The organism is Arthrobacter sp. K410C (assembly GCF_059090105.1).
The window spans coordinates 23,567-43,580 of the sequence record NZ_JBNHFJ010000012.1 but is presented as its reverse complement, the minus strand read 5'-3'; the positions used below and the strand labels follow the sequence as shown (position 1 = coordinate 43,580).

The following is a 20,014-nucleotide window of genomic DNA, read 5'->3' as shown; positions in this document are numbered from 1 at the left end:
GATGGGTTGTTGGAAAGCTGCCCGCGCTGCGCTGGTACGCCTCCGTACTGGAGCCCGCCCGGCAGACGGCGAAGGCCCAGGGGTTCGACGGCGTCCGCTGGCCCAAGCAGGTGGGGCCGGACGGGCGCGAGAGCCCCAGCCCCATCGGCACCTTCCTCATTTGGCAGCAGCCGCATCCCATCCACCTCGCGGAACTGGCCTACCGGGCAGAGCCATCGCGGGACCTGCTGGAGGAGTTCGCGGAAATTGTGTTCGACAGCGCCGAGTTCATGGCCGGCTTCGCGCATCCTACCGCCCGTGGCTACGGGCTGGGCCCGCCACTGGTTCCTGCCCAGGAGAGCTACGAATCCACCAGGACCACTGCCAGCAACCCCACGTTCGAGCTCGCCTACTGGCAGTGGGCCCTGCGCATAGCCAACATGTGGCGGAAGCGGCTGGGGCTGCCGCCCCGGGAGAAGTGGGCGGCCGTGGCGGACGGGATGGCCAGCCCCACAGTGGTGGACGGTGTGTACGCGGCCATCGGCGTGGAGCCGTACACCATCCGTACCGACCACCCCTCCATGCTCTGCGCGCTGGGTGTGCTGCCGCAGACGGACATCATCGATCCCGCCATCATGCGCAAAACCCTGGCCAGTGTCCTGGCCGACTGGGACTGGGACAGCACCTGGGGCTGGGACTATCCGGTGATGGCCATGACCGCCGCCAGGCTGGAGGACCCGGAGACCGCCGTCGACGCCCTCCTGCTGGACGCTGCGAAGAACGTGGTGCTGCCCAACGGCCACAACCGGCAGACGGAGTCGCTGCCGCTGTACCTGCCGGGCAACGGCGGGTTGCTGTCGGCCGTTGCGTTGATGGCTGCGGGCTGGGACGGGGGCCCGGCCCGGGATGCGCCCGGTTTTCCGCCGCACTGGACCGTCAGCTGGGAAGGCCTGGTCCGGGCGCCCTGACGTTAGGCTGCTGCCCGGACGTTAGGCTAGGGGAAGTCCTGATTTCACGACGCTAGGAGGCACCGAATGAACTTCTTCATCAAGCTGCTGGGCACGGGCATCAGCCTGCTGGCCGGATTCGCCGGAACCAAGGCAGTGGACGTGATCTGGGAAAAGGCCACCGGCCGGAAACCGCCCAAGGGCGAGAAGGACGATGTCCCCACCACCCTCCGCACCGCGCTCACATTCGCCCTCGTGTCCGCATCGGTGAGTGCCGTGATCCAGGTGCTGACCAACCGCGGCACGCAGCGGGCCATCACCCGGTTCGCGAAGAGCCAGGACGTCGTCTAGCTTCCGGGGCTAGCGCTCAGGGCCGTCGCCGGAGCCGTCGTCGCGGGCGGCCTTGGCGGCGGCTTTTTGCACCACGGCCTCCAGCTCGTCGGAGGTGAGCAGCTCGCGGTGCAGGTGCTTGGTCCGGTAGCCTGCGCGGCCCACCATGTGCGCCGAGACGGGCACCGTGAGGAGTTGGAAGATCCAGGCCACCAGCAGCACCGGCCACACCCACCAGGTCCGCAGCTGCAGCCCGATGGCCGCCAGCAGCAGGAAGAGTCCCAGCACCTGCGGCTTGGTGGCGGCGTGCATGCGGCTCAGCAGGTCCGGAAAGCGCAGCAGTCCAATGGCTGCGCCGAGGGACATCACGGCGCCCACCACCATGAAGACGGCGGACAGCAAGTTGATCCAGCCGTCACCGCTTGCAAGGTCGAAGTTCCACGTATCAGGGCTCATTCGGTTGCTCCCTCCGGTCGGCCACGAACCGGGCCACCGTCACGGACCCGATGAAGCCAATGACGGAGGTGGCCACCACCAGCATCAGGTTGTTCAGGTGCCGGTTCACTGCCATATCAACGCACAACGCCCCAGCCAGGATGGCAAGCAGCACGTCGGCGGCGAGGACGCGGTCCAGCAGCGAAGGTCCGCGCGCTATACGGATGATGGCCCCGGCGGCGGCGAGGGAGAAGATGACGGCCGTGACGGCCAGGACTGCCTGCATCATGCGGCCGCCTCCATCCGGACAGCTTCCAGTTCTTCGCGCGTGCCCATGATCCGGATCAGTCCGGCCTCAATGGACCTCACTTCTTGGCGCAGGTTTTCCAGGTCCTCCGGGGTGCTGATATTGATGGCGTGCAGGTAGAGGGTGGACGTGGACCGGTCCACCTCCACCACCAGGGAACCGGGAATCAGGGATATGACGTGTCCGGTGGCGGTGACCATCAGGTCCTGGTGGCTGCGCAGCGTCACCGCGACGACGGCGTTGGTCACCTTGGGTCCCCGCACAACGGCCAGGTGCAGGATCTGGGCACTCGCCACCACAACCTTGGCCAGGAACATCAGGGCGAACGGGACGGCGTAGAGGATGTTGAAGCGGCCGCTGAGCTCCACCGGCGGAAGGTAGAACAGCCGGGCGACGGCGACTGCCAGCAGCGCCCCGAACAGTAGGTTGCCGGGGCTGAAGTCCTGCCACAGGGCACCCCAGACGATCACCAGCCACACCAGGAGCGGCAGTTCCTGGCGCAGTGAGATGCGTTGGCGGCTCATTGTCCTCCTCCCGCGGTAGTGATGGGCGGCACCACGGTGTCCCCGCCCATGACGGCCTGGATGTACGGGGTCCGGTCCAGCATGTCCTCGGCGGCCCGGTCGGACAGTCCAAAGAGCGGCCCGGCGAAAATAGTGAGGGCCACGCCCAGCGCCACCAGCCCCAGCGTGGAACCCACCATGGTCCGCGGCAGCAGCGTGGCGGAGCGGGCGGCACTGGTGCGGGAGGTAAGCAGCATGCCGGTCCGGCGGGCACCGCCGTCCTCGTGTGCTTCCCCCTGGACCTGCCCATCCGCTTGGGCGTCTTCGTCCGGCTCGGCCAGCAGAACCGGGTCCGGATGCTCGGCGTCGGAAGGCCGGCGCCAGAAGGCGCGGTTCCAGACCCTGGCCACCGCCAGCAGCGTCAGCAGGCTGGTGAGGACGCCGCCGATCACAAGCGCGTAGGCGAGGGGCGTTCCCAGTTCGATGCCGGCCTGCAGAAGCCCCACCTTGCCCAGGAACCCGGAGAACGGCGGGATGCCGGCAAGGTTCATGCCGGGGATGAAGAACAGCAGCGCCAGGAGCGGCGACAGCTTGGCCAGTCCGCCCAGGCGGTCCACGGATGAGCTCCCGCCGCGGCGTTCGATAAGTCCGGTCACCAGGAACAGGCTGGTCTGGATGGTGATGTGGTGGGCAACGTAGAAGACCGCCGCACCAAGTCCCGCTACCGAGGACATTGCCAGCCCGAACACCATGTAGCCGATGTGGCTGACCAGGGTGAAGGAGAGGAGACGCTTGATGTCGCTCTGCGCCAGGGCACCCAGGATGCCCACCACCATGGTCAGCAGCGCCGCCACCATCAGGGGCGTGTTCAGCGAGTCCCCGGGGAACAACAAAGTCTCCGTCCGGACCATCGCGTAGACGCCCACTTTGGTCAGCAGGCCGGCGAACACCGCGGTGACGGGGGCCGGGGCCGTGGGGTAGGAGTCGGGCAGCCAGAAGGACAGCGGGAAAACGGCCGCCTTGATGCCGAATGCCACCAGCAGCATCACGTGCAGGAGGGTCCTGGTGCCCTGGTCCAGTTCACCGAGCTTGAGCGCGAGGTCCGCCATGGTCACGGTTCCGGTGGCCCCGTACACCATGGCGATGGAGATCAGGAACAGCACCGAGGACACCACTGACACCACCACGTAGGTGACGCCTGCCCGGATTCGGGGGCCCGTGCCGCCGAGCGTCATCAGCACGTAACTCGCGGTCAGCAGGATCTCGAAGCCGACGTACAGGTTGAAGAGGTCGCCGGAGAGGAAGGCGTTGGACACTCCGGCCACCAGGATCAGGTAGGTGGGGTGGAAGATCGAGACCGGCGCGTCATGGTCGCCGTCGGCCATGCCCTGGCCGGTGGCGTACACCAGCACCGCCAGGCTCACCGCGGACGAGACCACCAGCATCAGCGACGAGAACTGGTCCACCACCATCACAATGCCCCAGGGCGGCAGCCAGCCTCCGATGGTCACCGCAACCGTCCCGCTGTCCCAGACGTGGGCCAGCAGGAGGCATTCGAGCAGCAGGGTCAGGGACAGCAGGCCGATGCTGACGGCCTGCTGAGCCCGGGAATGCCGGATCAGCATGAAGGTCAGGGCAGCGCCCAAAATGGGAAGTACGACGGCGAGCGGGGCGAAGCTTGCGATGTTCACTTTCCGCCTCCTTCCGGGCCGGGGCTGAAGTTCGGGGAGCCGGGTTTTTCTTCCGCGGCGGCGTGCTCGGCGAGCATTTCACGGCCGCCCGCCAGGAGGGTTGCCACCGGAAACTCGGAGGTTTCCGCCGGGATTTCGGCGTCGTCCTCGGCATCGAAGCTGGGGGTTTCGGCGACGCGGAGGTCTTCCACGTCATCCTGGATCTCATCCCGCCGGGCAAGCACCCAGGTCCGGTAGATGATGCCGAGCATGAAGGCGGTCACCGCGAAGGAGATGACGATGGAGGTCAGGATCAGCGCCTGGGGCAGGGGGTCGTTGTAGTCTTCGGCCGCGATGTCCTTGGAGTACAGCGGAGCCAGTCCTGCGTATCCGCCGGTGGCGAGGAGGAGCAGGTTGGTGGCATTGGCCAGCAGCATCAGCCCCAGCAGCACGCGGGTGAGGCTGCGTTCGAGGATGAGGTAGATTCCGCAGGCGTACAGGGCGCCCATGATGATCAGCAGGGTCAGGTTGACGTTCATGCCTTGCCCTTCGCTGTGGTTTCCGCCGGGATGCCGTCCGGCTCCTGGTCCTCGGCGGGAGCGGCGGCACGCTCCTCGAAGTGCTCGTCGATTTCGGCGCCGAGGCTGCGCAGGACGTCAAGCACCAGCCCCACCACCACGATGTAGACGCCGATATCGAAGATGGTGGAGGTGACGAACTTGATGTCACCGAACACGGGCAGCCAGAACTGGATGATGGCAGTCTGGAATACCTGGCCGCCCAGCAGGAGCGGCACCGCGCCCGAGGCCGCGGCAACGGCCAGCCCGATGCCCAGCAGCGCCCCTGCACTGACGGGGGTTGCCTCCCGCAGTTCGAACCGGCCGCCTGCAAGGTAGCGGATGGTGAGGGCCAGTCCGGCCGTCAGGCCGCCCGCGAATCCGCCGCCAGGAAGGTTATGGCCTGCCAGCAGCAGGTACAGCGAGAAGATCACCAGGGAGTGGAAGACCAGGCGGGTGACCACCTCGAAGATGATGGACCGGCGCTCCGGCGCGAGGGTCCGCCCGGCCACCAGCCAGGCGTCCCGGGTGGCGGAAGCGAATTTCCTGCTGATGGCCAGGGCGGCGCCGTCACGGCTCCCGGGGTCGACGCCATGGTGGCGCCCGACGGATCCTTCGGCCACAGATGCGGACGAAAGAATCCTGTCGCCCCGGCCGCGGATGAAGATCAGGCTTGCCACACCGGTGGCCGCGAGCGCCAGCACGGTGATCTCGCCGAAGGTGTCCCACGCCCTGATGTCCACGAGCGTGACATTCACAATGTTCATCCCGCCGCCGCCCTCATAGGCCAGTTGCGGGAACTGCAGCGAGACGGGGGTGGCGATGCGCGCTCCCATGGCGAAGATGGCGGCGAACACCATGGTGGTGCCGAATCCCAGGCCGATGAGGACGCGGACCACCCGGTACTTTCCGCCCGTGCGGTCACGGAGTTCGGCCGGCAGGCTGCGCATGGCCAGCACGAAGGCCACCAGGATGATGGTTTCCACCAGCATCTGGGTGAGGGCCAAGTCCGGAGCGCCCTGCAGGGCGAACATCAGGGCAATGCCATAGCCGGTGACGGACACCATCAGGACGGCCAGGAAGCGCTTGTTCGCCTTGACCGCGGCCAGGGCGCCGATCACGATGCCGGCTCCCACGACGAGCTGGAGGGGCGATCCGGGATCCACGAGGTAGAGGCCCTCGGGAAGCGGTTTGCGGGCGGCGAGTATGGCGGCCAGGGGCAGCACGAACGCCACACTGAGGATGACGGCCAGGTAGTAGTAGAGCGAACCGCGCTGGGTGCGGCCGGTGACCCAGACGGCGATGTCGTCGAGGGCGCCAATGGTCAGCTGGTACGCGCGGTCTGCATCCACCCAGGCCGGTACCCGGGACTGCAGCCGCGCGACGGCGTTCCGGCCGAAGAACATGGCCACGCCCAGCGCGAAGGTGAGCGCCGTCAGGCCAAGTGCGGGGGTGAAGCCATGCCACAGCGCCAAGTGCCCAGCCTGCTCAGCCGGGGTGCCGGCGTCGGGCGCGGTGGATGCGAAGAGTGCGGCGTAGGGCTGGAGCCAGGCGTCCACGGGGACGGGCCAGAGCCCGTACACAATAGTGAGGAGGCTGAGGATGGCGGGCGCGGCAAGGAAGGACGGCCGGACGGCCTTGAACGGGGTGGGCTCCACGCCCGGCTTCATGGCGAACGCCCCCCACATGAAGCGTGCGCTATAAGCGAACGTGAGGATGGATCCCAGGACGATCCCAGCCAGGACCACCGCTCCCCACGGTCCCGCGGCGGGGTCTTCGGCATGGTGCACAAAGGCCTCCAGCACCGATTCCTTCGCAACAAAACCGGCCAGCAGTGGAACGCCTGCCATCGACGCGGCACCGATGCCAGCCACGATGCCCAGGGCGCGGGACGACCGGAAGACGCCGGAAAGCTTCCCGACGTCGCGGGTGCCGGACTGGTGGTCGATGATGCCCACCACCAGGAACAGGGTGGCCTTGAACAGGCCGTGGGCCAGCAGCATAGCCAGGCCGGCCAGGGCGGCGTCGGGGGTGCCGAGCCCCACCACCATGGTGAGGAACCCCAGCTGGCTGACGGTCCCGTACGCGAGGATGAGCTTGATGTCTGCCTGGCGGAGCGCGCGGTAGCCGCCCACCAGCATGGTGGCCAGGCCCAGGCCCAGCACCACTGGCTGCCAGTGCGCCGCTTCGGCGAAGCCCGGCGCGAGCCGCGCCACCAGGTAGATGCCGGCTTTCACCATCGCTGCGGCATGCAGGTATGCGCTGACGGGAGTGGGGGCCGCCATGGCTCCGGGAAGCCAGAAGTGGAAGGGCACCAGCGCCGACTTGGTGATCGCACCGACCAGGATGAGCACGACGGCGGCGCCCACCATGGAGCCGGACGCTCCGCCCGCCAGGGCGGGAGCCTGGTCCAGGACCGCGGAGATGCGGTACGTGCCGGCGGCGTGGCCCAGAATGATCAGGCCCACCAGCATGGCCAGGCCGCCTGCCGTGGTGACCATCAGGGCCTGCAGGGCGGACCGGCGGGCTGCCAGCCTTGTCCGGGCGAAGCCGATCAGGAGGTAGGACAGGATGGTGGTGAGCTCCCAGAAGATGAACAGCAGCAGGAGGTCATCCGCCACCACCAGGCCGAACATGGCACCGGCGAAGGCCAGGAGCTGGGCCCCGAACGCTCCGAGATCCTGGTCCTTCCGCTTGAAGTACCGCCCGCAGTAGGCCAGAACCAGGGAACCGACGCCCAGCACCAGCAGCGACATCACCCAGGCCAGGGCATCCATACGGAACGCAAATTCGAGGTGCAGGCCGGGAATCCACGGAAAGACCTCTGCCACGGCACCGGCTGCCGAGTAGACGGCGGCGTGCTGGAAAAGGAGCCAGGCGAAGGAAACTGCGGGAACAACAGCCAGGGCGTAGAACGCGTTGCGGCCCCAGGCCCGGAAGAGAAGCGGCGCCAGGACAGCCACCGAAAAGTGCACGGCAAGGACTGTAATCACTGGATTCTCCGCAACGTCAGGAATTCGATTGTCAAAAGTTAAAGCAGGCGGCAAAAAGTAGGGTTCGGGAACAGGCAGTTTATCAAGCCTCTTTTGCCCGCCGTCCCGCGTCGGGTACCATGGCCGCCGCCTCCCGCGGCATTCCGGGGCAGGGTCCGCGTCCTGTTCGCCCTCGGCGGATACGATGCATCGTATGAACAGCGCCAGCGCTCCGGGGGCCATGCAGCCGGCCTCGGACCTTGAATCCGGCCAGCACGCCTCCAACAAGGGCAGGATCCTGGCCTGGGCTTCCTGGGACTGGGGCTCGGCGGCCTTCAACGCCGTGATGACAACCTTCGTCTTTACCGTGTACCTGACCTCCAGCGCGTTTGGCGGGGAAGACCAGGCGTCCGCCGTACTCGGCGGCGCCCTTACCGTGGCGGGTCTGGCCATCGCCCTGCTGGCCCCGGTGACCGGGCAGCGTTCCGATGCCGGCGGCCGGCGGAAGCTGTGGCTCGGCGTGAACACCGCGGCCGTCGCCGTCCTGACCGCCCTGTGTTTCTTCGTGTTTCCGCGGCCCGAATTCCTGCTCCTGGGTGTATCCCTGATCGCCCTGGGAAACATCTTCTTCGAGTTCGCCGGCGTCAACTACAACGCCATGCTCGCCCAGATTTCCACGCCCCGGAACATTGGCAGGGTCAGCGGCTTTGGCTGGGGGGCGGGCTACCTCGGCGGGATCGTGGCGCTGCTGGCCGTCCTGCAGTTGTTCGTCCAGCCCAGTTTCGAGTGGTTCGGCGCGTCCACCGAGGACAGCCTGAATATCCGGCTGGTGGCTGTCTTCTCCGCCCTGTGGTTCTTCATTTTCGCCCTGCCCGTGCTGTTCGCCGTCCCCGAACTGCCCCGCACAGGCGAGGCCAGCAAACTCGGTTTCCTGGCCAGCTACGGGCTGCTGGTCCGGCGGATCAAGGCCATCTATGCCACCAGCCCGCACACCATCTACTTCCTGCTGGCCAGCGCCGTGTTCCGCGACGGGCTTGCCGCCGTCTTTACGTTCGGCGGGATCATCGCGGCGGGCACCTTCGGTTTCGAACTCTCCCAGGTCATCTTCTTCGCGATCTTCGGGAATGTGGTGGCGGCGGTCGGGGCCGTGATCGGCGGATTCCTGGATGACCGGGTGGGCCCGAAAGCCGTCATCATCGGTTCCCTGCTCGGCCTGCTGGCTGCGGGCACCGTGATCCTGGTCCTTGGCAACGGCGAGTATGTCTTCTTTGGCATGCCCTGGCCCGGCAGCACCACGTTCTGGGTGTTCGGCCTCTTCCTCTGCCTGTTCGTGGGCCCCGCCCAGTCCTCGTCTCGGGCATACCTGGCGCGCCTGGCACCGCACGGCGAGTCGGGCGAGCTGTTCGGCCTGTACGCCACCACCGGCCGCGCCGTCAGCTTCCTGGCTCCAGCCCTGTTCACCCTCTGCATCGCCATTGCCACACCCCTGGTTCCCGCCGGGGAAGCCCAGCGCTGGGGAATCCTGGGCATCATGGTGGTCCTCCTGGCCGGACTGCTGGTCCTGCTGCCGGTGAAATCACCGGACAAGGCGCCCATCGCGGTTGTTCCGGCGGCCTGACCCCGTATTTCGCGGCCTCTCTTTGCCTACTTGAGCAAACCTCTTGACGTACCCCTGTTATCGTTCACATAATTTAGTGATCGATAACTTACCTCCAAACCTTTCTCAACGAGGAGACCGTCCTGTGGGACCATCCCCTTCCCGCCCCCGTGCCGGCATCATCGGCACCGGCGGCATTGCCAATGCGCACGCCGAAGCCCTGCAGCTGGCAGGAGCGGAGCTGGCGGTAGCAGTCGATATCGACCCGGGCCGTGTTGCCGCCTTCGCGGACAAATGGCATGTACCCGCCACGGCGCCGAGCCTGGCTGTGGCGGCCGACGCCGGACTGGACCTGGTGGCGGTCTGTACCCCGCCGTCGTCGCATGCCTGCCTGGCCCTGGAGGCACTGGCGCTAGGCCTGAATGTGGTGCTGGAAAAGCCGCCGGCCCTGTCGCTCCGGCAGATGCGTGAACTGCAGGACGCCGAGTCTGCATCGGGCAAGCATGTCAGCTGCATCTTCCAGCACCGTTTCGGCAGCGGCGCGCGCAAGCTGGCTGCGCTTCAGGAATCGGGCGCCCTGGGGAATGCCCTCACCGGGTTCTGCAACACGCTCTGGTTCCGCAACCAGGAATACTTCGACGTGCCCTGGCGCGGCCTGTGGGACGTGGAAGGCGGCGGACCCACCATGGGCCACGGCATCCACCAGTTCGACCTGCTGCTTCACCTTTGGGGCCCCTGGCAGGAAGTCACTGCGTTCGCCGGGCGCCTTGCCCGCCGGACGGAAACCGAAGACGTGTCCACCGCCATCGTCCGATTTGAATCCGGTGCATTGAGCACGGTCATCAACTCCGTGATCTCGCCCCGGGAAACGTCCCAGCTCCGGTTCGACTACGATCATGCCACCGTGGAACTCGAGCACCTCTACGGCTATGACAATGCGCACTGGCGCTTCACGCCCGCGCCAGGCCAGGAGCACCTGGCCGCCCAATGGGCGGACGGTTCCCCGGGCACTCCGAGCGGGCATCCCGCACAGTACGAGCACATCATCGACGCCGTCAGGGCCGGGAAAGTTCCCCCGGTCACCCTCGCCGAGGCCTATCCCACCATGGAGCTGGCCGCCGCGATCTACGCCTCAGCCATCACCGGCCAGACCGTGCGCAGGGGCGACATCACCGATGGAAACCCGTTCTTCGACCGCGCCGACGGCCGGCTGCAACCCTGGAAACTGGAAAAGAGCACCGCATGAGCACCACTGCAGAACCCGCGGCCGGCACACCCTCCGCGTCTACCGGCACCCGGTTCAGTTGGACCGACGACGGCGCCGCGGTAGCGGTCTCCCTGGACGGCGCGGACGTCCTCACGTATACCTACGTGGCCGATGACCCGCAGGAAGAGTCCCCCAGGCCGTATTTCCATCCGGTCCGGACACGCAGCGGGGACCTGGTGAGCATTTACCGGCCGCACGACCATGCATGGCACAAAGGCATCGCCTGGTCCCTGCCGCACCTTGGCGCCGACAATTTCTGGGGCGGGCCAAGCTACCGGCGGGGGCAGGAGTACCAGTGGCTGCCCAACAACGGCGCCATGCGGCACCGTGAGCTGCGGCAGGCAACGGACGACGGCGGGACGTTCCGTTTCGCCCATGACCTTCGCTGGATCAGCCAGCAAGGCTCCCTGGTGGTGGAGGAGGAGAGGTCTTTCAGCGTGGTGCCAGGGGCGGACAGCAGCTACGCCCTCATCTTCGAAACGGCCATGACCAACGTTTCCGGCGACGCAATCCACATTGGCTCCCCCACCACGGAAGGGCGGGAAAATGCCGGCTATGGCGGCCTGTTCTGGCGCGGGCCCCGGTCCTTCACGGGGGGAACGGTCCTCGGACCCGGCGGTGCCACCGGGGAAGGGCTGCGCGGCCGGCGGGCACCCTGGCTCGCGTTCGTGGGGCAGCACGATGAAACCTGCCGTTTCTCCACGCTGGTCATGGTTGACGATCCCGCCAGCGGCCACCCGGAACCGGAGTGGTTTGCCCGGTCCGAGCCCTTCGCATGCATGGGTCCGGCGCCCTTCTTCAGCGAGGAAGTCCTGTTCGAGGCCGGCGCCACCCTCCGCTTCCGGTATGCCGTGGTGGTCGCCGACGGTGCATCCGATGCCCGCCGGGCCGAAGACCTGGCACTCGGGGCGCAGGAACTCCTCGCTCGCGGCACCGGGGGGATGCACCGGTGACCGGCGCCGGCGTGCCCGGTTTCCCGGGCGGAACGGCCGTCACCGGGCTCCGGGTCTATGACTGGGAGTCCGCTGACGGGCTGTGCGGAGGCTCGCCGCACCTCCACACGGTGTCCTCCGAGGCCTACATAGTCACCGGCGGCACGGGCCAGGTCCACACCATCTCGATGTCCGGGGCGGAGGAATATGACCTGGCGGCCGGATCATTGCTCTGGTTCAGTCCGGGCACCGTGCACCGGCTGGTCAACACGGACGGGCTCACCCTCACCGTCATCATGTCCAATGCGGGACTGCCGGAATCCGGCGACGCAGTCCTGACCTTCCCCGGCCATATCCTGGCGGATCCAGCGGAGTATGCGCAGCAGGCTGTCCTTCCGCGCGGGCTGGACCCCGCCGCCATGGCCGCGGCTGCCCGCGCCCGGCGGGACCTTGCGTTGGAAGGATACGCCGAACTGCATGTGGCGGTACTGCGCGACGGCCCGAAAGCCCTGGCCGATTTCCACCGCGCCGCGGCGGCGCTCGTCCGTCCGCGCGTCGGGCGCTGGCAGCAGATCTGGGAGGACACGGTCCGGAAGCAGGCGGATGCCACTGGGCGGGCGCTGGACCAGCTGGCGGAAGGGTCCGCCGCGCCCATGGCCCAGGCTGCAGTGGCCTCTGCGGTCCCGCGCCCGGGCGAGGGGTACGGCATGTGCGGCAGGCTCACAACCTGGGAGGACTCCCGGGTGGTCTGACCGCACCCCATGAGCCTCCCCGGAAGACTAGGCTTGGACCATGAACGTGGATGAGACCAACCTTCCGGGCCTGGGCCTGCGGAAGGATTTCATGACAGCCTCCGGCCGCCGGATCGGCGTGGTGGAGCTGCGCGAGGGTCAGACGGAACTGATCATCTCAACCTGGGACGATCCCGATACCTGCCAGGCGTCCATTCCGCTGACCAGTGATGAAGCCGCCACCCTGGGCAATCTCCTGGGCGGGCAGCATCTGGCCATGAAGCTGACCGAAGAGCACAAGGACGTCCCCGGAATTGTGACCCGGCAGTTCTCGATTGCTCCGGACTCCCCGTTCCAGAACCAGCCCATGGGGAAGGCGTGCATCCGTACGCGCTGCGGTGTCTCCATCGTTGCCATCATGCGTGAAGGTGAGGTGCTCCCTTCGCCGGGACCCGACGTCGTCCTCCACACCGGAGACCTGCTGATAGCAGTCGGAACCCAGGAAGGCCTCGACACGGCGGCCGATATCCTGCGCCACGGCTGAGTCCTGTGGACCCGCTGGCCCTGACCCTCATCGAACTGGGGGCCGTTGTGTTCTGCCTCGGCCTGTTGGCCAGGCTGGCCGGACGGATCGGAATGTCTCCCATCCCGCTGTACCTCCTGGGCGGGCTCGCCTTCGGCGCGGGCGGCATCGTCAAGCTCGAAGGCATGCAAGAATTTGCGCATGTCAGCAGCGAAATCGGCGTAATCCTGCTGCTGCTTATGCTCGGATTGGAATATACGGCGACGGAGCTCTTCACTGGCCTGCGCCGCTCCTGGCAGGGCGGTGTGCTCGATCTGGTCCTGAACTTCCTGCCCGGGGCCGCGCTGGCCTACCTGCTGGGCTGGGGCGGAGTGGGCGCCATGGTGCTGGGCGGCGTCACCTACATCTCTTCATCGGGAATCGCGGCCAAGGTCATCACCGATCTCGGCCGGCTGGGCAACCGCGAAACGCCCGTCGTGCTGTCCATCCTGGTGTTCGAAGACCTGGCCATGGCCGTCTACCTGCCTGTGCTGACCACCATCCTGGCCGGGGTCAGTTTCCTCGGCGGGCTCACCAGTGTGGGCATCGCACTTGCAGTCGTGAGCGTGGTTCTCATGGTTGCGCTGCGGCACGGGCATCACGTCTCCAGGGCCGTGCACAGCGAGAACTCGGAAGTGTTCCTCCTGAACCTCCTTGGCGCAGCACTGCTCGTGGCCGGCGTCGCTTCGGCCATGCAGGTATCCGCCGCGGTGGGAGCGTTCCTGCTCGGCATTGCTATTTCCGGCGCCACCGCCCATAACGCCACCCGCATCCTGGAACCGCTGCGAGACCTGTTCGCAGCGATTTTCTTTGTGGCGTTCGGGCTCAACACGGACCCGACATCCATCCCGCCCGTGCTGGGCTGGGCCCTGGTGCTGGCTGTCACCACCGCCGCCACCAAGATGGTCACGGGCGTCTGGGCCGCGAAGCGTGCGGGCATTGCGCGGCGCGGCCGCTTCCGCGCCGGAGCAGCGCTGATTGCCCGCGGCGAGTTCTCGATCGTGATCGCAGGCCTGGCGGTGGCTTCGGGAGCGGTACCGAATGAACTTGCGGCCCTGGCCACGGCCTACGTGCTGATCATGGCCGTGCTGGGGCCGCTGGCTGCGCGCTATGTCGAACCGCTTGTTGGTGCAGCAGGGGGCCAAAAAGGCGTTCCGGCGAAGGCCTAAGTGCGTTTCCCGCTAGATGGTGGTGCGGTGGAAGTTCAGGTGGCTGCGGCTGGCGGTGGGGCCTCGCTGGCCCTGGTAGCGGTTTCCGTACTCGCCCTGGCCGTAGGGATACTCCGCGGAAGATGTCAGCCGGAAAAAGCACAGCTGCCCGATCTTCATGCCCGGCCACAGCTTGATGGGCAGCGTGGCCATGTTGGACAGCTCAAGGGTGACGTGTCCTGAGAAGCCGGGGTCAATGAATCCGGCGGTGGAGTGCGTCAGCAGGCCCAGCCGGCCCAGCGAGGACTTGCCCTCCAGCCGGGCTGCAATATCGTCCGGCAGCGTGACGGTTTCGTAGGTGGAGCCCAGGACGAACTCGCCCGGGTGCAGGATGAAGGCTTCGTCCTCTTCAACTTCCACCAGCCGGGTCAACTCAGGCTGCTCCTGTGCGGGGTCGATGTGCGCGTACTTGTGGTTGTCGAACAGCCGGAAGAACTTGTCGATCCGCACGTCCACGGACGACGGCTGCACCATCGCCGAGTCGTAGGGTTCCAGCACGATCCGCTGGGAGTCAATTTCGGCACGAATATCGCGGTCAGAGATCAGCACCGTCCCAAATTACCGTATGGCTTATCCACACTAATATTTTTTCCGTTGTTGCTGTGGCCTCATGGGGCTAATGTTGCCTAAGGTACTCAGGCGCCGGATGGTCTCCCGGATGGCCCAACAGAGCTGGGGATGTTGTGAATAAATTGGTAGCGCCCTCTTTCATTGGCGTGCTCTGCGCCCTGGCGCTGGTCTCCTCGTCAGCAGGCACGCTCTCCGCGCCGCTTCGGACCAACGACTCTGCTGTCGCCGCCGGTCCGCGGAGTGTCTTGCTGGAGCCTGCACTGCACGACGGCGGAGCGGGCTCTGCTGGCGACCCCCCAGCAGGATCCCCGCTCACCCCTGCCGTGGAACCGGAGATCCGTCCGGCGTCTCCGGCCACCGCATCACCTGCCCCGGAGGCCCCCGCCCCCGCCCCCGCGGGGACGGTCCCGGTCCCAGAGCCCGTGACGTCCCAGGCCACTGCCGCCGGCACGTCGGAGACGGCCCCGGAAGTTCCGTGGATCCCGCCGCTGTGGGCACCGGATGAGGAACTGGGGAAGCCCGCACCGGTGCTGCCCGCCCCCGAATCCATGCTTGCCGCGCCGAGTCCTGAAGCCCTGGTGCGGGATGACAACTCAGCAGCGATCCTCACGGTCTTCAACCGGATCAACGAGTACCGCGTATCCAAAGGCCTGGCGCCGGTGAAGTACCACCCCACAGTGGCGGGACTGGCCCAGGAATGGTCGGACAACATTGCCTCACGCGAGGTCATTGAGCACCGTGCCAACTTCTGGACCGATCCCCGCGCCATGAATCCCAACAACGGCGCCGGTGAGGTCATCGCCATCCGCACGGACCGCGATGCCGCACTGCTGGTGGAGTGGTGGAAGGGCTCCCCCGGCCACAATGCCATGCTGCTCGACCCCCGGTTCAACGTGATGGGGGCCGGCATCTCCTACACCGACCGCACCTACAAGATCTGGGGCGTGGTGAACTTCTTCGGTTACACCACGCTTCCGGCAGGTACCGTCAACTCGCCCGGTGGTGCCACCGGCGGCGGTGGCGGCGCCGCCCTGCCGCCTCCCGCTCCCACCATGTGTGATGCCACGGTACGGCACATGCCGCCAACACTGGACCTGTCCGCCGCTGCCATCACGGGCCCCGGCGACCTTGTCACAGTCGACTCCGCGGGGCAACTCCTCCGCCGCGCCTCCCTGGGTGCCCGTGCCTACGCTGCCGCAAAGGTCATCGGCTCCGGCTTCTCCGGCGCCAAGGAAGTCTTCGTCACGGACTGGGACCGCGACGGCGCCTATGACCTGCTCACCCAATGGACCAACGGCAACCTGACTTTGCACCGGGGCATTGCCACCGGCGGGTTCCAAGCGCCGGCCACCCTCGGCTCCGGCGGGTGGGACACCCTGACCCTGGCCGTGGGCGGCTGGTGCGCCAATAACCGGATGCCCCAGATCCTGGCACGGGATGCCGCCGGAAACCTCTACCTGTATCCCAACAAGGGCACCGGCGACCTCGCCGCTCGGACCCTGGTGGCCAGCGGGCTTCCTGCCGGCAGGCTGGCCATGGTCGATTACGATGCCGACGGCTTCCAGGACCTGCTGGCCATCCGCACCGACGGAGCGGTCCTGCTGTACCGCGGCTGGGGAACCACTGCGCTGCGCGCCGAAGCACGGCCCACAGTTGCCACCGGCTGGCAGGACGCCACGGGGGTGAAAGCACTACGGGACGTGACCGGGCTCAACTCGGCAGGCGTGGCTCTGCGCCGAGCAGGCGACGTAGTGCAGTACTGGGACCTGACCGGCGGAAGCCTTGCCTCGGCGTCGAACATTGCCGGGCCTTGGACCGGCCAGCGGCTGGCCCAGTAGGCCGGGGCCTAGACGGCGGGCTGGAGCTCCAGGACGTCCTTGAGCCGCTCCAGCTGGGCTACTTCTGCCCGGACACTTCGCTGGACCATCTTGTTCAGCAGGCCCAGCCGGTCAAGGAACGCGAACCGGCCCTCGGCCTGCGCTTCGACCGCAAACCGCACCCGGGTTCCCGCCCCTTCCGTGCTGAGGTAGTAGCCGCCGCTGCGGTTTGCGGGGCCGGACAGGACGCGGAACTCGATTTCAGCGCCCGGCCGGGCCTGGGTGATTTCGAGGTCAGCCGGAATGCTCAGCCCGGACCGGCCCGCGACCATCTGCCGGTAGACGGCGCCCTTGGCCTCGGCCGGGCCCTGCAGCAGCTTCACGCTGCGGACGCCCTCGCGCCAGAGCGGAAGATTGGTGGCATCGAGCAGGTACAGGTACACAGCCATGGCGTCACGCCGGATGAGGACCTCGTGTTCTGCGAATGCCATGTAAATCTTCCCGTGGTTGACGTCGGCCTGCCGCGCTGACCGCCTCCCCCTGACGCCGCAGCCTTCCGGTTCAGGTTAACCAGCGCTCCGGACCCGCACCTAGCCAGGGCCTGCGACGTTATTGAAGAGTTACTGGATGACGCCGCTGCTTACGGGACACGGCCAACAGCACTCCGGGTTGGGCGGTTTGTGGCTCCATCTGCGCTAAGCTAAGTTCTGCCCCGCGCGAGTGGGGGCAGTGCGGCTGTAGCTCAATGGTAGAGCGCTAGCTTCCCAAGCTTGATACGCGGGTTCGATTCCCGTCAGCCGCTCCACTTTCTGCAGTATCGCGGACGCTGCACGGAGGGTATTTGGTGCCGCCGTGTAGGGTCTGTAGTCAGGAACCTTTCGGTTCCGCTACAGGAGCAATCATGGCTGATAAGTCCCCGCGTCAAACGGCATCAAAAAAGTCCGGCAAGTCCATCAAGGAAAAACGCGCAGACAAGAGGGCCGCTTCCGCGCCGGCCAGTTCCCTGGATACTCCGTCCGGCAAGAGCGCTGGCAAGAAGAAGTAGCCGGGAAACCGCCGGCTGAGGGCTGGACCGGCAGTTTGAAGCGGCTATCTGAAAAAGCTGGCGTTTGCTTCAGGCTGCCGCTGCCCGGTTCACGATCTGCAGCGGTCGGCGCCGGTCCTTCAGGTCCACCCGGAGCGTGAGGCCTGCTTTCCGTGCCAGCAGGACGGCCACCGTCAGGGCCGCGAGCGCCGGTACCCCGCCCGAGACCAGGAGCGCGACGTGCGGGTCCGCGTGTTCGGCGATCCAGCCCAGCATGGGTCCGCCCAAAGCCTGGCCGCCGATCAGCACCATGATGTAGAGGCTCATCACCCGCCCCCGAATTCCCATGTTCGAACTGACCTGGACCAGCTGGTTGGAGCCAGTGAGGAACATCAGGCACCAGAATCCGGACATGACCATCGCCACGCCGAACCAGGCCATGGACGGCGCCAGCGATGCCAGGCAGAGCATCGCACCATACATGCCGGCGCAGAACACCACGGACCGCAGCCGAAGCCGCCGGCGGCGGGTGGAAGCCACCGCACCGGCCAATGCACCGAGAGCCACCAGGGCGTTGAGCAGCCCGTAGCCGCCGGCACCCACCGCAAAGACGCGGTCGGCAAACGCTGCAAGCACCACCGGCAAACTCATGGCGAACACCGCAATGAAGCCTGCCATCAGCCATGGCCAGTAGATGGTGGGCTTGCTGAGCGCGTACCGCAGGCCTTCGCGAAGCATCCCCTTGCTCTTGGGTGCCGGCGCGCTGACGAACAGCTGGTCCTTACGCAGGATCAGCAGCATGGCAACAGTGCAGCAGCAGGCGAAGGCGTTGCCAGCGAAAGCCCAGCCTGCACCGACGGCGGTCAGGAGCAGTCCGGCCAAAGCGGGGCCAATCAGGCCGCCCAGTTGGAAGGTTGTGGAATTCACGCTGATGGCGTTCCGCAGATAGGCGGGCCCCACCAGCTCGTGCACAAACACCTGGCGGGCGGGCTGGTCAAGGACGGTGACCAGGCCCAGCACCAGTGCGATGACGTAGACATGCCACACCTCAACGGTTGCGGTGAGGGCGAGGACAGCCAACGCCCCGGCCAGGACCGCGGCCATGCCCTGGCACAGAATCAGGATCTTCCGCTTGGTGAACCGGTCGGCCACCATCCCACCCCAGGGTCCCAGCAGCAGGGACGGCAAGAATTGCAGTGCCACCGTGATGCCCACAGCTGTGACGGAACCGGACAGTTCCAGCACCATCCAATCCTGGGCAATCCGCTGCATCCAGAGTGCGATCACGGCAATGAAGTGTCCGGCGGCGAAAATCCGGAAGTTGGGCACTTTCAGGGAGATGAACGTGTGCCGCCAGGGAAGGTGTTCGGCCACAACCGGGAGCGGCTGGGTGTGGATGTCCTCCACCGGACGGTCAGGTGCAGAATCCGGCGCAGAACCTGCGGAGTCGATGACGGGCTGGGTGACGGTTGCCGATGACGGCGGTGGGGGTGCCACAGGTATGTCCTCACATTGATGGCGGCCTGGGATGCCCTTAACGCTAGGCTGGGCCCGAAGATTATGGAGACGTATCGTGCCTATAAGTCCCATTGCAGTCCGTAATGCCATCCCAAACCCTCAGAGGAGTCCGTCTTGTTTGACCCCACCCAGCTGCGCTCCTTCCTGGCGGTGGCCGAAACGCTGAGCTTCACCAAGGCTGCCGAGCGCCTGGGCCTGGCGCAGCCCACCATCAGCCAGCACGTCCGGAAGCTGGAAACGGCAGCCAAGCGGGTACTGATCACCAGGGACACCCGCGATGTCCGGCTTACGGACAACGGGGATGCGATGGCAGGGTTCGCGCGCAACATCCTGTCCGCCCATGACGCCGCGGCCCGCTATTTCTCCGGCTCGGCAATGCGCGGCCGCCTCCGATTCGGCACCGCGGACGATCTTGCCATCACCGGCCTGCCCCGGATCCTCCGTGAGTTCCGGCAGATCTATCCACAAATCAACCTTGAGCTGACGGTGGGCCAAAGCGACCAGCTGTACCGCAAACTCAACGCCGGCCAGCTGGATCTCGTTTTCGTGAAGTGGGTGGCCGGCGCCAAAGACGGCACCGTGGTGCAGCATGACTCGTTCTCCTGGGTGGGCCTGGAGCAGACCAGCCTGGAGCCGGGCACCCCGGTCCCGCTGATTGCCTACCCCTCGCCCAGCCTGAGCAGGAAACTGGCCATTGACGCCCTCGAGGCACACGGCAGGACCTGGCGCATCACCTGCACCACCCGCCAGATCAGCGGGGTGCTGGCCGCCGTCCGGGCTGGAATCGGCGTCGCGGTCATGCCGACGTCGCTGGTCCCGGAAGACCTGAAAATCATCACGCGGCGCTTCGACCTGCCCGCCGTAGGGGACGTCGACTTCACCCTGATCCGCAATCCCCTGGCCAACTCGGAGGTCATCGATGCCCTCACGCAGTCCATCGTGGGCAGGACCATCAACCGCCAGGCCTAGGAACGGGAACTCCGGCAGGCGTTACCTCCGGCAGAAGTCGGAGCAAAGCGCCACCCCGTGAAAGCTTTCCATTGATGTCAGAACGTTACCTAATCTATGCTGGTCTCCCATGGTCAAGC

At 66.7% G+C, this 20,014-nt stretch carries 19 protein-coding genes, 1 tRNA gene and 1 pseudogene; 12 read left to right on the top strand and 9 right to left on the bottom strand.

Annotation, left to right across the window (positions count from 1 at the left end):
- Nucleotides 1-17: 17 nt before the first annotated feature.
- Nucleotides 18-947, top strand: a pseudogene (locus AC5RU7_RS15885) (hypothetical protein); the annotation flags it as partial.
- Nucleotides 948-1,013: 66 nt separating this feature from the next.
- Complete coding sequence (locus tag AC5RU7_RS15880) at nt 1,014-1,277, top strand: DUF4235 domain-containing protein (protein WP_494009867.1); 264 nt, start codon at nt 1,014-1,016, stop codon at nt 1,275-1,277.
- Between the two features lie 9 nt (nt 1,278-1,286).
- Here the strand turns inward: AC5RU7_RS15880 and mnhG are convergent, their stop codons facing one another.
- Genes mnhG through AC5RU7_RS15850 form a run of 6 tightly spaced genes read right to left on the bottom strand, consistent with a single transcriptional unit; the run spans nt 1,287 to nt 7,721 of the window.
- Nucleotides 1,287-1,712: a monovalent cation/H(+) antiporter subunit G gene (gene mnhG, locus AC5RU7_RS15875; protein ID WP_494053042.1), complete on the bottom strand. Its 426-nt coding sequence runs from the start codon at nt 1,710-1,712 to the stop codon at nt 1,287-1,289.
- A complete protein-coding gene (locus tag AC5RU7_RS15870) occupies nt 1,702-1,980 on the bottom strand; it encodes an MrpF/PhaF family protein (protein ID WP_494053041.1) in 279 nt (92 codons plus the stop codon). Before AC5RU7_RS15870 ends, mnhG begins: the two co-directional genes overlap by 11 nt.
- The gene (locus AC5RU7_RS15865) at nt 1,977-2,522 is read right to left on the bottom strand and encodes a Na+/H+ antiporter subunit E (protein ID WP_494053040.1); all 546 of its coding nucleotides are present in this window, start codon (nt 2,520-2,522) and stop codon (nt 1,977-1,979) included. Before AC5RU7_RS15865 ends, AC5RU7_RS15870 begins: the two co-directional genes overlap by 4 nt.
- Nucleotides 2,519-4,192, bottom strand: coding sequence for a Na+/H+ antiporter subunit D (locus AC5RU7_RS15860; protein WP_494053039.1), 1,674 nt, complete (start codon nt 4,190-4,192; stop codon nt 2,519-2,521). The genes AC5RU7_RS15865 and AC5RU7_RS15860 overlap by 4 nt, the downstream gene beginning before the upstream one ends.
- Nucleotides 4,189-4,710 carry a Na(+)/H(+) antiporter subunit C gene (locus AC5RU7_RS15855; RefSeq protein WP_494053038.1) on the bottom strand — a complete coding sequence of 174 codons (522 nt, stop codon included), beginning with the start codon at nt 4,708-4,710 and terminating at the stop codon, nt 4,189-4,191. The genes AC5RU7_RS15860 and AC5RU7_RS15855 overlap by 4 nt, the downstream gene beginning before the upstream one ends.
- Complete coding sequence (locus AC5RU7_RS15850; RefSeq protein ID WP_494053037.1) at nt 4,707-7,721, bottom strand: Na+/H+ antiporter subunit A; 3,015 nt, start codon at nt 7,719-7,721, stop codon at nt 4,707-4,709. The genes AC5RU7_RS15855 and AC5RU7_RS15850 overlap by 4 nt, the downstream gene beginning before the upstream one ends.
- A gap of 193 nt (nt 7,722-7,914) precedes the next feature.
- Between AC5RU7_RS15850 and AC5RU7_RS15845 the strand changes: the two genes are divergently transcribed.
- From AC5RU7_RS15845 to AC5RU7_RS15820, 6 genes are all read left to right on the top strand, one after another.
- Entirely contained in the window at nt 7,915-9,318 is a 1,404-nt protein-coding gene (locus AC5RU7_RS15845) for an MFS transporter (protein ID WP_494053036.1), read from the top strand.
- A gap of 124 nt (nt 9,319-9,442) precedes the next feature.
- The gene (locus tag AC5RU7_RS15840) at nt 9,443-10,543 is read left to right on the top strand and encodes a Gfo/Idh/MocA family protein (protein WP_494053035.1); all 1,101 of its coding nucleotides are present in this window, start codon (nt 9,443-9,445) and stop codon (nt 10,541-10,543) included.
- Nucleotides 10,540-11,517: a DUF6807 domain-containing protein gene (locus tag AC5RU7_RS15835; RefSeq protein WP_494053034.1), complete on the top strand. Its 978-nt coding sequence runs from the start codon at nt 10,540-10,542 to the stop codon at nt 11,515-11,517. Before AC5RU7_RS15840 ends, AC5RU7_RS15835 begins: the two co-directional genes overlap by 4 nt.
- Nucleotides 11,514-12,248, top strand: a complete 735-nt coding sequence (locus tag AC5RU7_RS15830) for a cupin domain-containing protein (protein WP_494053033.1) — start codon at nt 11,514-11,516, stop codon at nt 12,246-12,248. Before AC5RU7_RS15835 ends, AC5RU7_RS15830 begins: the two co-directional genes overlap by 4 nt.
- Before the next feature lie 40 nt (nt 12,249-12,288).
- Entirely contained in the window at nt 12,289-12,771 is a 483-nt protein-coding gene (locus AC5RU7_RS15825) for a cation:proton antiporter regulatory subunit (protein ID WP_494009878.1), read from the top strand.
- A gap of 5 nt (nt 12,772-12,776) precedes the next feature.
- Nucleotides 12,777-13,958 carry a cation:proton antiporter gene (locus AC5RU7_RS15820; protein WP_494053032.1) on the top strand — a complete coding sequence of 394 codons (1,182 nt, stop codon included), beginning with the start codon at nt 12,777-12,779 and terminating at the stop codon, nt 13,956-13,958.
- Nucleotides 13,959-13,970: 12 nt separating this feature from the next.
- Here the strand turns inward: AC5RU7_RS15820 and dcd are convergent, their stop codons facing one another.
- Entirely contained in the window at nt 13,971-14,546 is a 576-nt protein-coding gene (gene dcd, locus AC5RU7_RS15815) for a dCTP deaminase (protein ID WP_494053031.1), read from the bottom strand.
- 134 nt (nt 14,547-14,680) lie between these two features.
- Between dcd and AC5RU7_RS15810 the strand changes: the two genes are divergently transcribed.
- Entirely contained in the window at nt 14,681-16,405 is a 1,725-nt protein-coding gene (locus tag AC5RU7_RS15810; RefSeq protein WP_494053030.1) for a CAP domain-containing protein, read from the top strand.
- Between the two features lie 8 nt (nt 16,406-16,413).
- Here the strand turns inward: AC5RU7_RS15810 and AC5RU7_RS15805 are convergent, their stop codons facing one another.
- Complete coding sequence (locus AC5RU7_RS15805) at nt 16,414-16,875, bottom strand: SRPBCC family protein (RefSeq protein ID WP_494009882.1); 462 nt, start codon at nt 16,873-16,875, stop codon at nt 16,414-16,416.
- A 240-nt stretch (nt 16,876-17,115) separates the two neighbouring features.
- On the opposite strand from AC5RU7_RS15805, the gene AC5RU7_RS15800 reads away from it, so the two are divergent.
- Nucleotides 17,116-17,189: transfer RNA gene (locus AC5RU7_RS15800), tRNA-Gly, on the top strand.
- A 96-nt stretch (nt 17,190-17,285) separates the two neighbouring features.
- Nucleotides 17,286-17,429: a hypothetical protein gene (locus AC5RU7_RS15795; RefSeq protein ID WP_494053029.1), complete on the top strand. Its 144-nt coding sequence runs from the start codon at nt 17,286-17,288 to the stop codon at nt 17,427-17,429.
- Between the two features lie 69 nt (nt 17,430-17,498).
- Here the strand turns inward: AC5RU7_RS15795 and AC5RU7_RS15790 are convergent, their stop codons facing one another.
- A complete protein-coding gene (locus AC5RU7_RS15790) occupies nt 17,499-18,905 on the bottom strand; it encodes an MFS transporter (protein WP_494053028.1) in 1,407 nt (468 codons plus the stop codon).
- A gap of 135 nt (nt 18,906-19,040) precedes the next feature.
- Between AC5RU7_RS15790 and AC5RU7_RS15785 the strand changes: the two genes are divergently transcribed.
- Nucleotides 19,041-19,895 (top strand): LysR substrate-binding domain-containing protein, encoded by an 855-nt coding sequence (locus tag AC5RU7_RS15785; RefSeq protein ID WP_494053027.1) that lies wholly within the window; start codon nt 19,041-19,043, stop codon nt 19,893-19,895.
- Nucleotides 19,896-20,014: the final 119 nt, after the last annotated feature.

Bases quoted from the DNA above. Each gene is read 5' to 3' on its own strand.
- AC5RU7_RS15825 (WP_494009878.1), top strand. From the start codon at position 12,289: ATGAACGTGGATGAGACCAACCTTCCGGGCCTGGGCCTGCGGAAGGAT.
- AC5RU7_RS15865 (WP_494053040.1), bottom strand. From the start codon at position 2,522: ATGAGCCGCCAACGCATCTCACTGCGCCAGGAACTGCCGCTCCTGGTG.
- mnhG (WP_494053042.1), bottom strand. From the start codon at position 1,712: ATGAGCCCTGATACGTGGAACTTCGACCTTGCAAGCGGTGACGGCTGG.
- AC5RU7_RS15870 (WP_494053041.1), bottom strand. From the start codon at position 1,980: ATGATGCAGGCAGTCCTGGCCGTCACGGCCGTCATCTTCTCCCTCGCC.
- AC5RU7_RS15835 (WP_494053034.1), top strand. From the start codon at position 10,540: ATGAGCACCACTGCAGAACCCGCGGCCGGCACACCCTCCGCGTCTACC.
- AC5RU7_RS15795 (WP_494053029.1), top strand. From the start codon at position 17,286: ATGGCTGATAAGTCCCCGCGTCAAACGGCATCAAAAAAGTCCGGCAAG.
- AC5RU7_RS15845 (WP_494053036.1), top strand. From the start codon at position 7,915: ATGAACAGCGCCAGCGCTCCGGGGGCCATGCAGCCGGCCTCGGACCTT.
- AC5RU7_RS15805 (WP_494009882.1), bottom strand. From the start codon at position 16,875: ATGGCATTCGCAGAACACGAGGTCCTCATCCGGCGTGACGCCATGGCT.
- AC5RU7_RS15855 (WP_494053038.1), bottom strand. From the start codon at position 4,710: ATGAACGTCAACCTGACCCTGCTGATCATCATGGGCGCCCTGTACGCC.
- AC5RU7_RS15880 (WP_494009867.1), top strand. From the start codon at position 1,014: ATGAACTTCTTCATCAAGCTGCTGGGCACGGGCATCAGCCTGCTGGCC.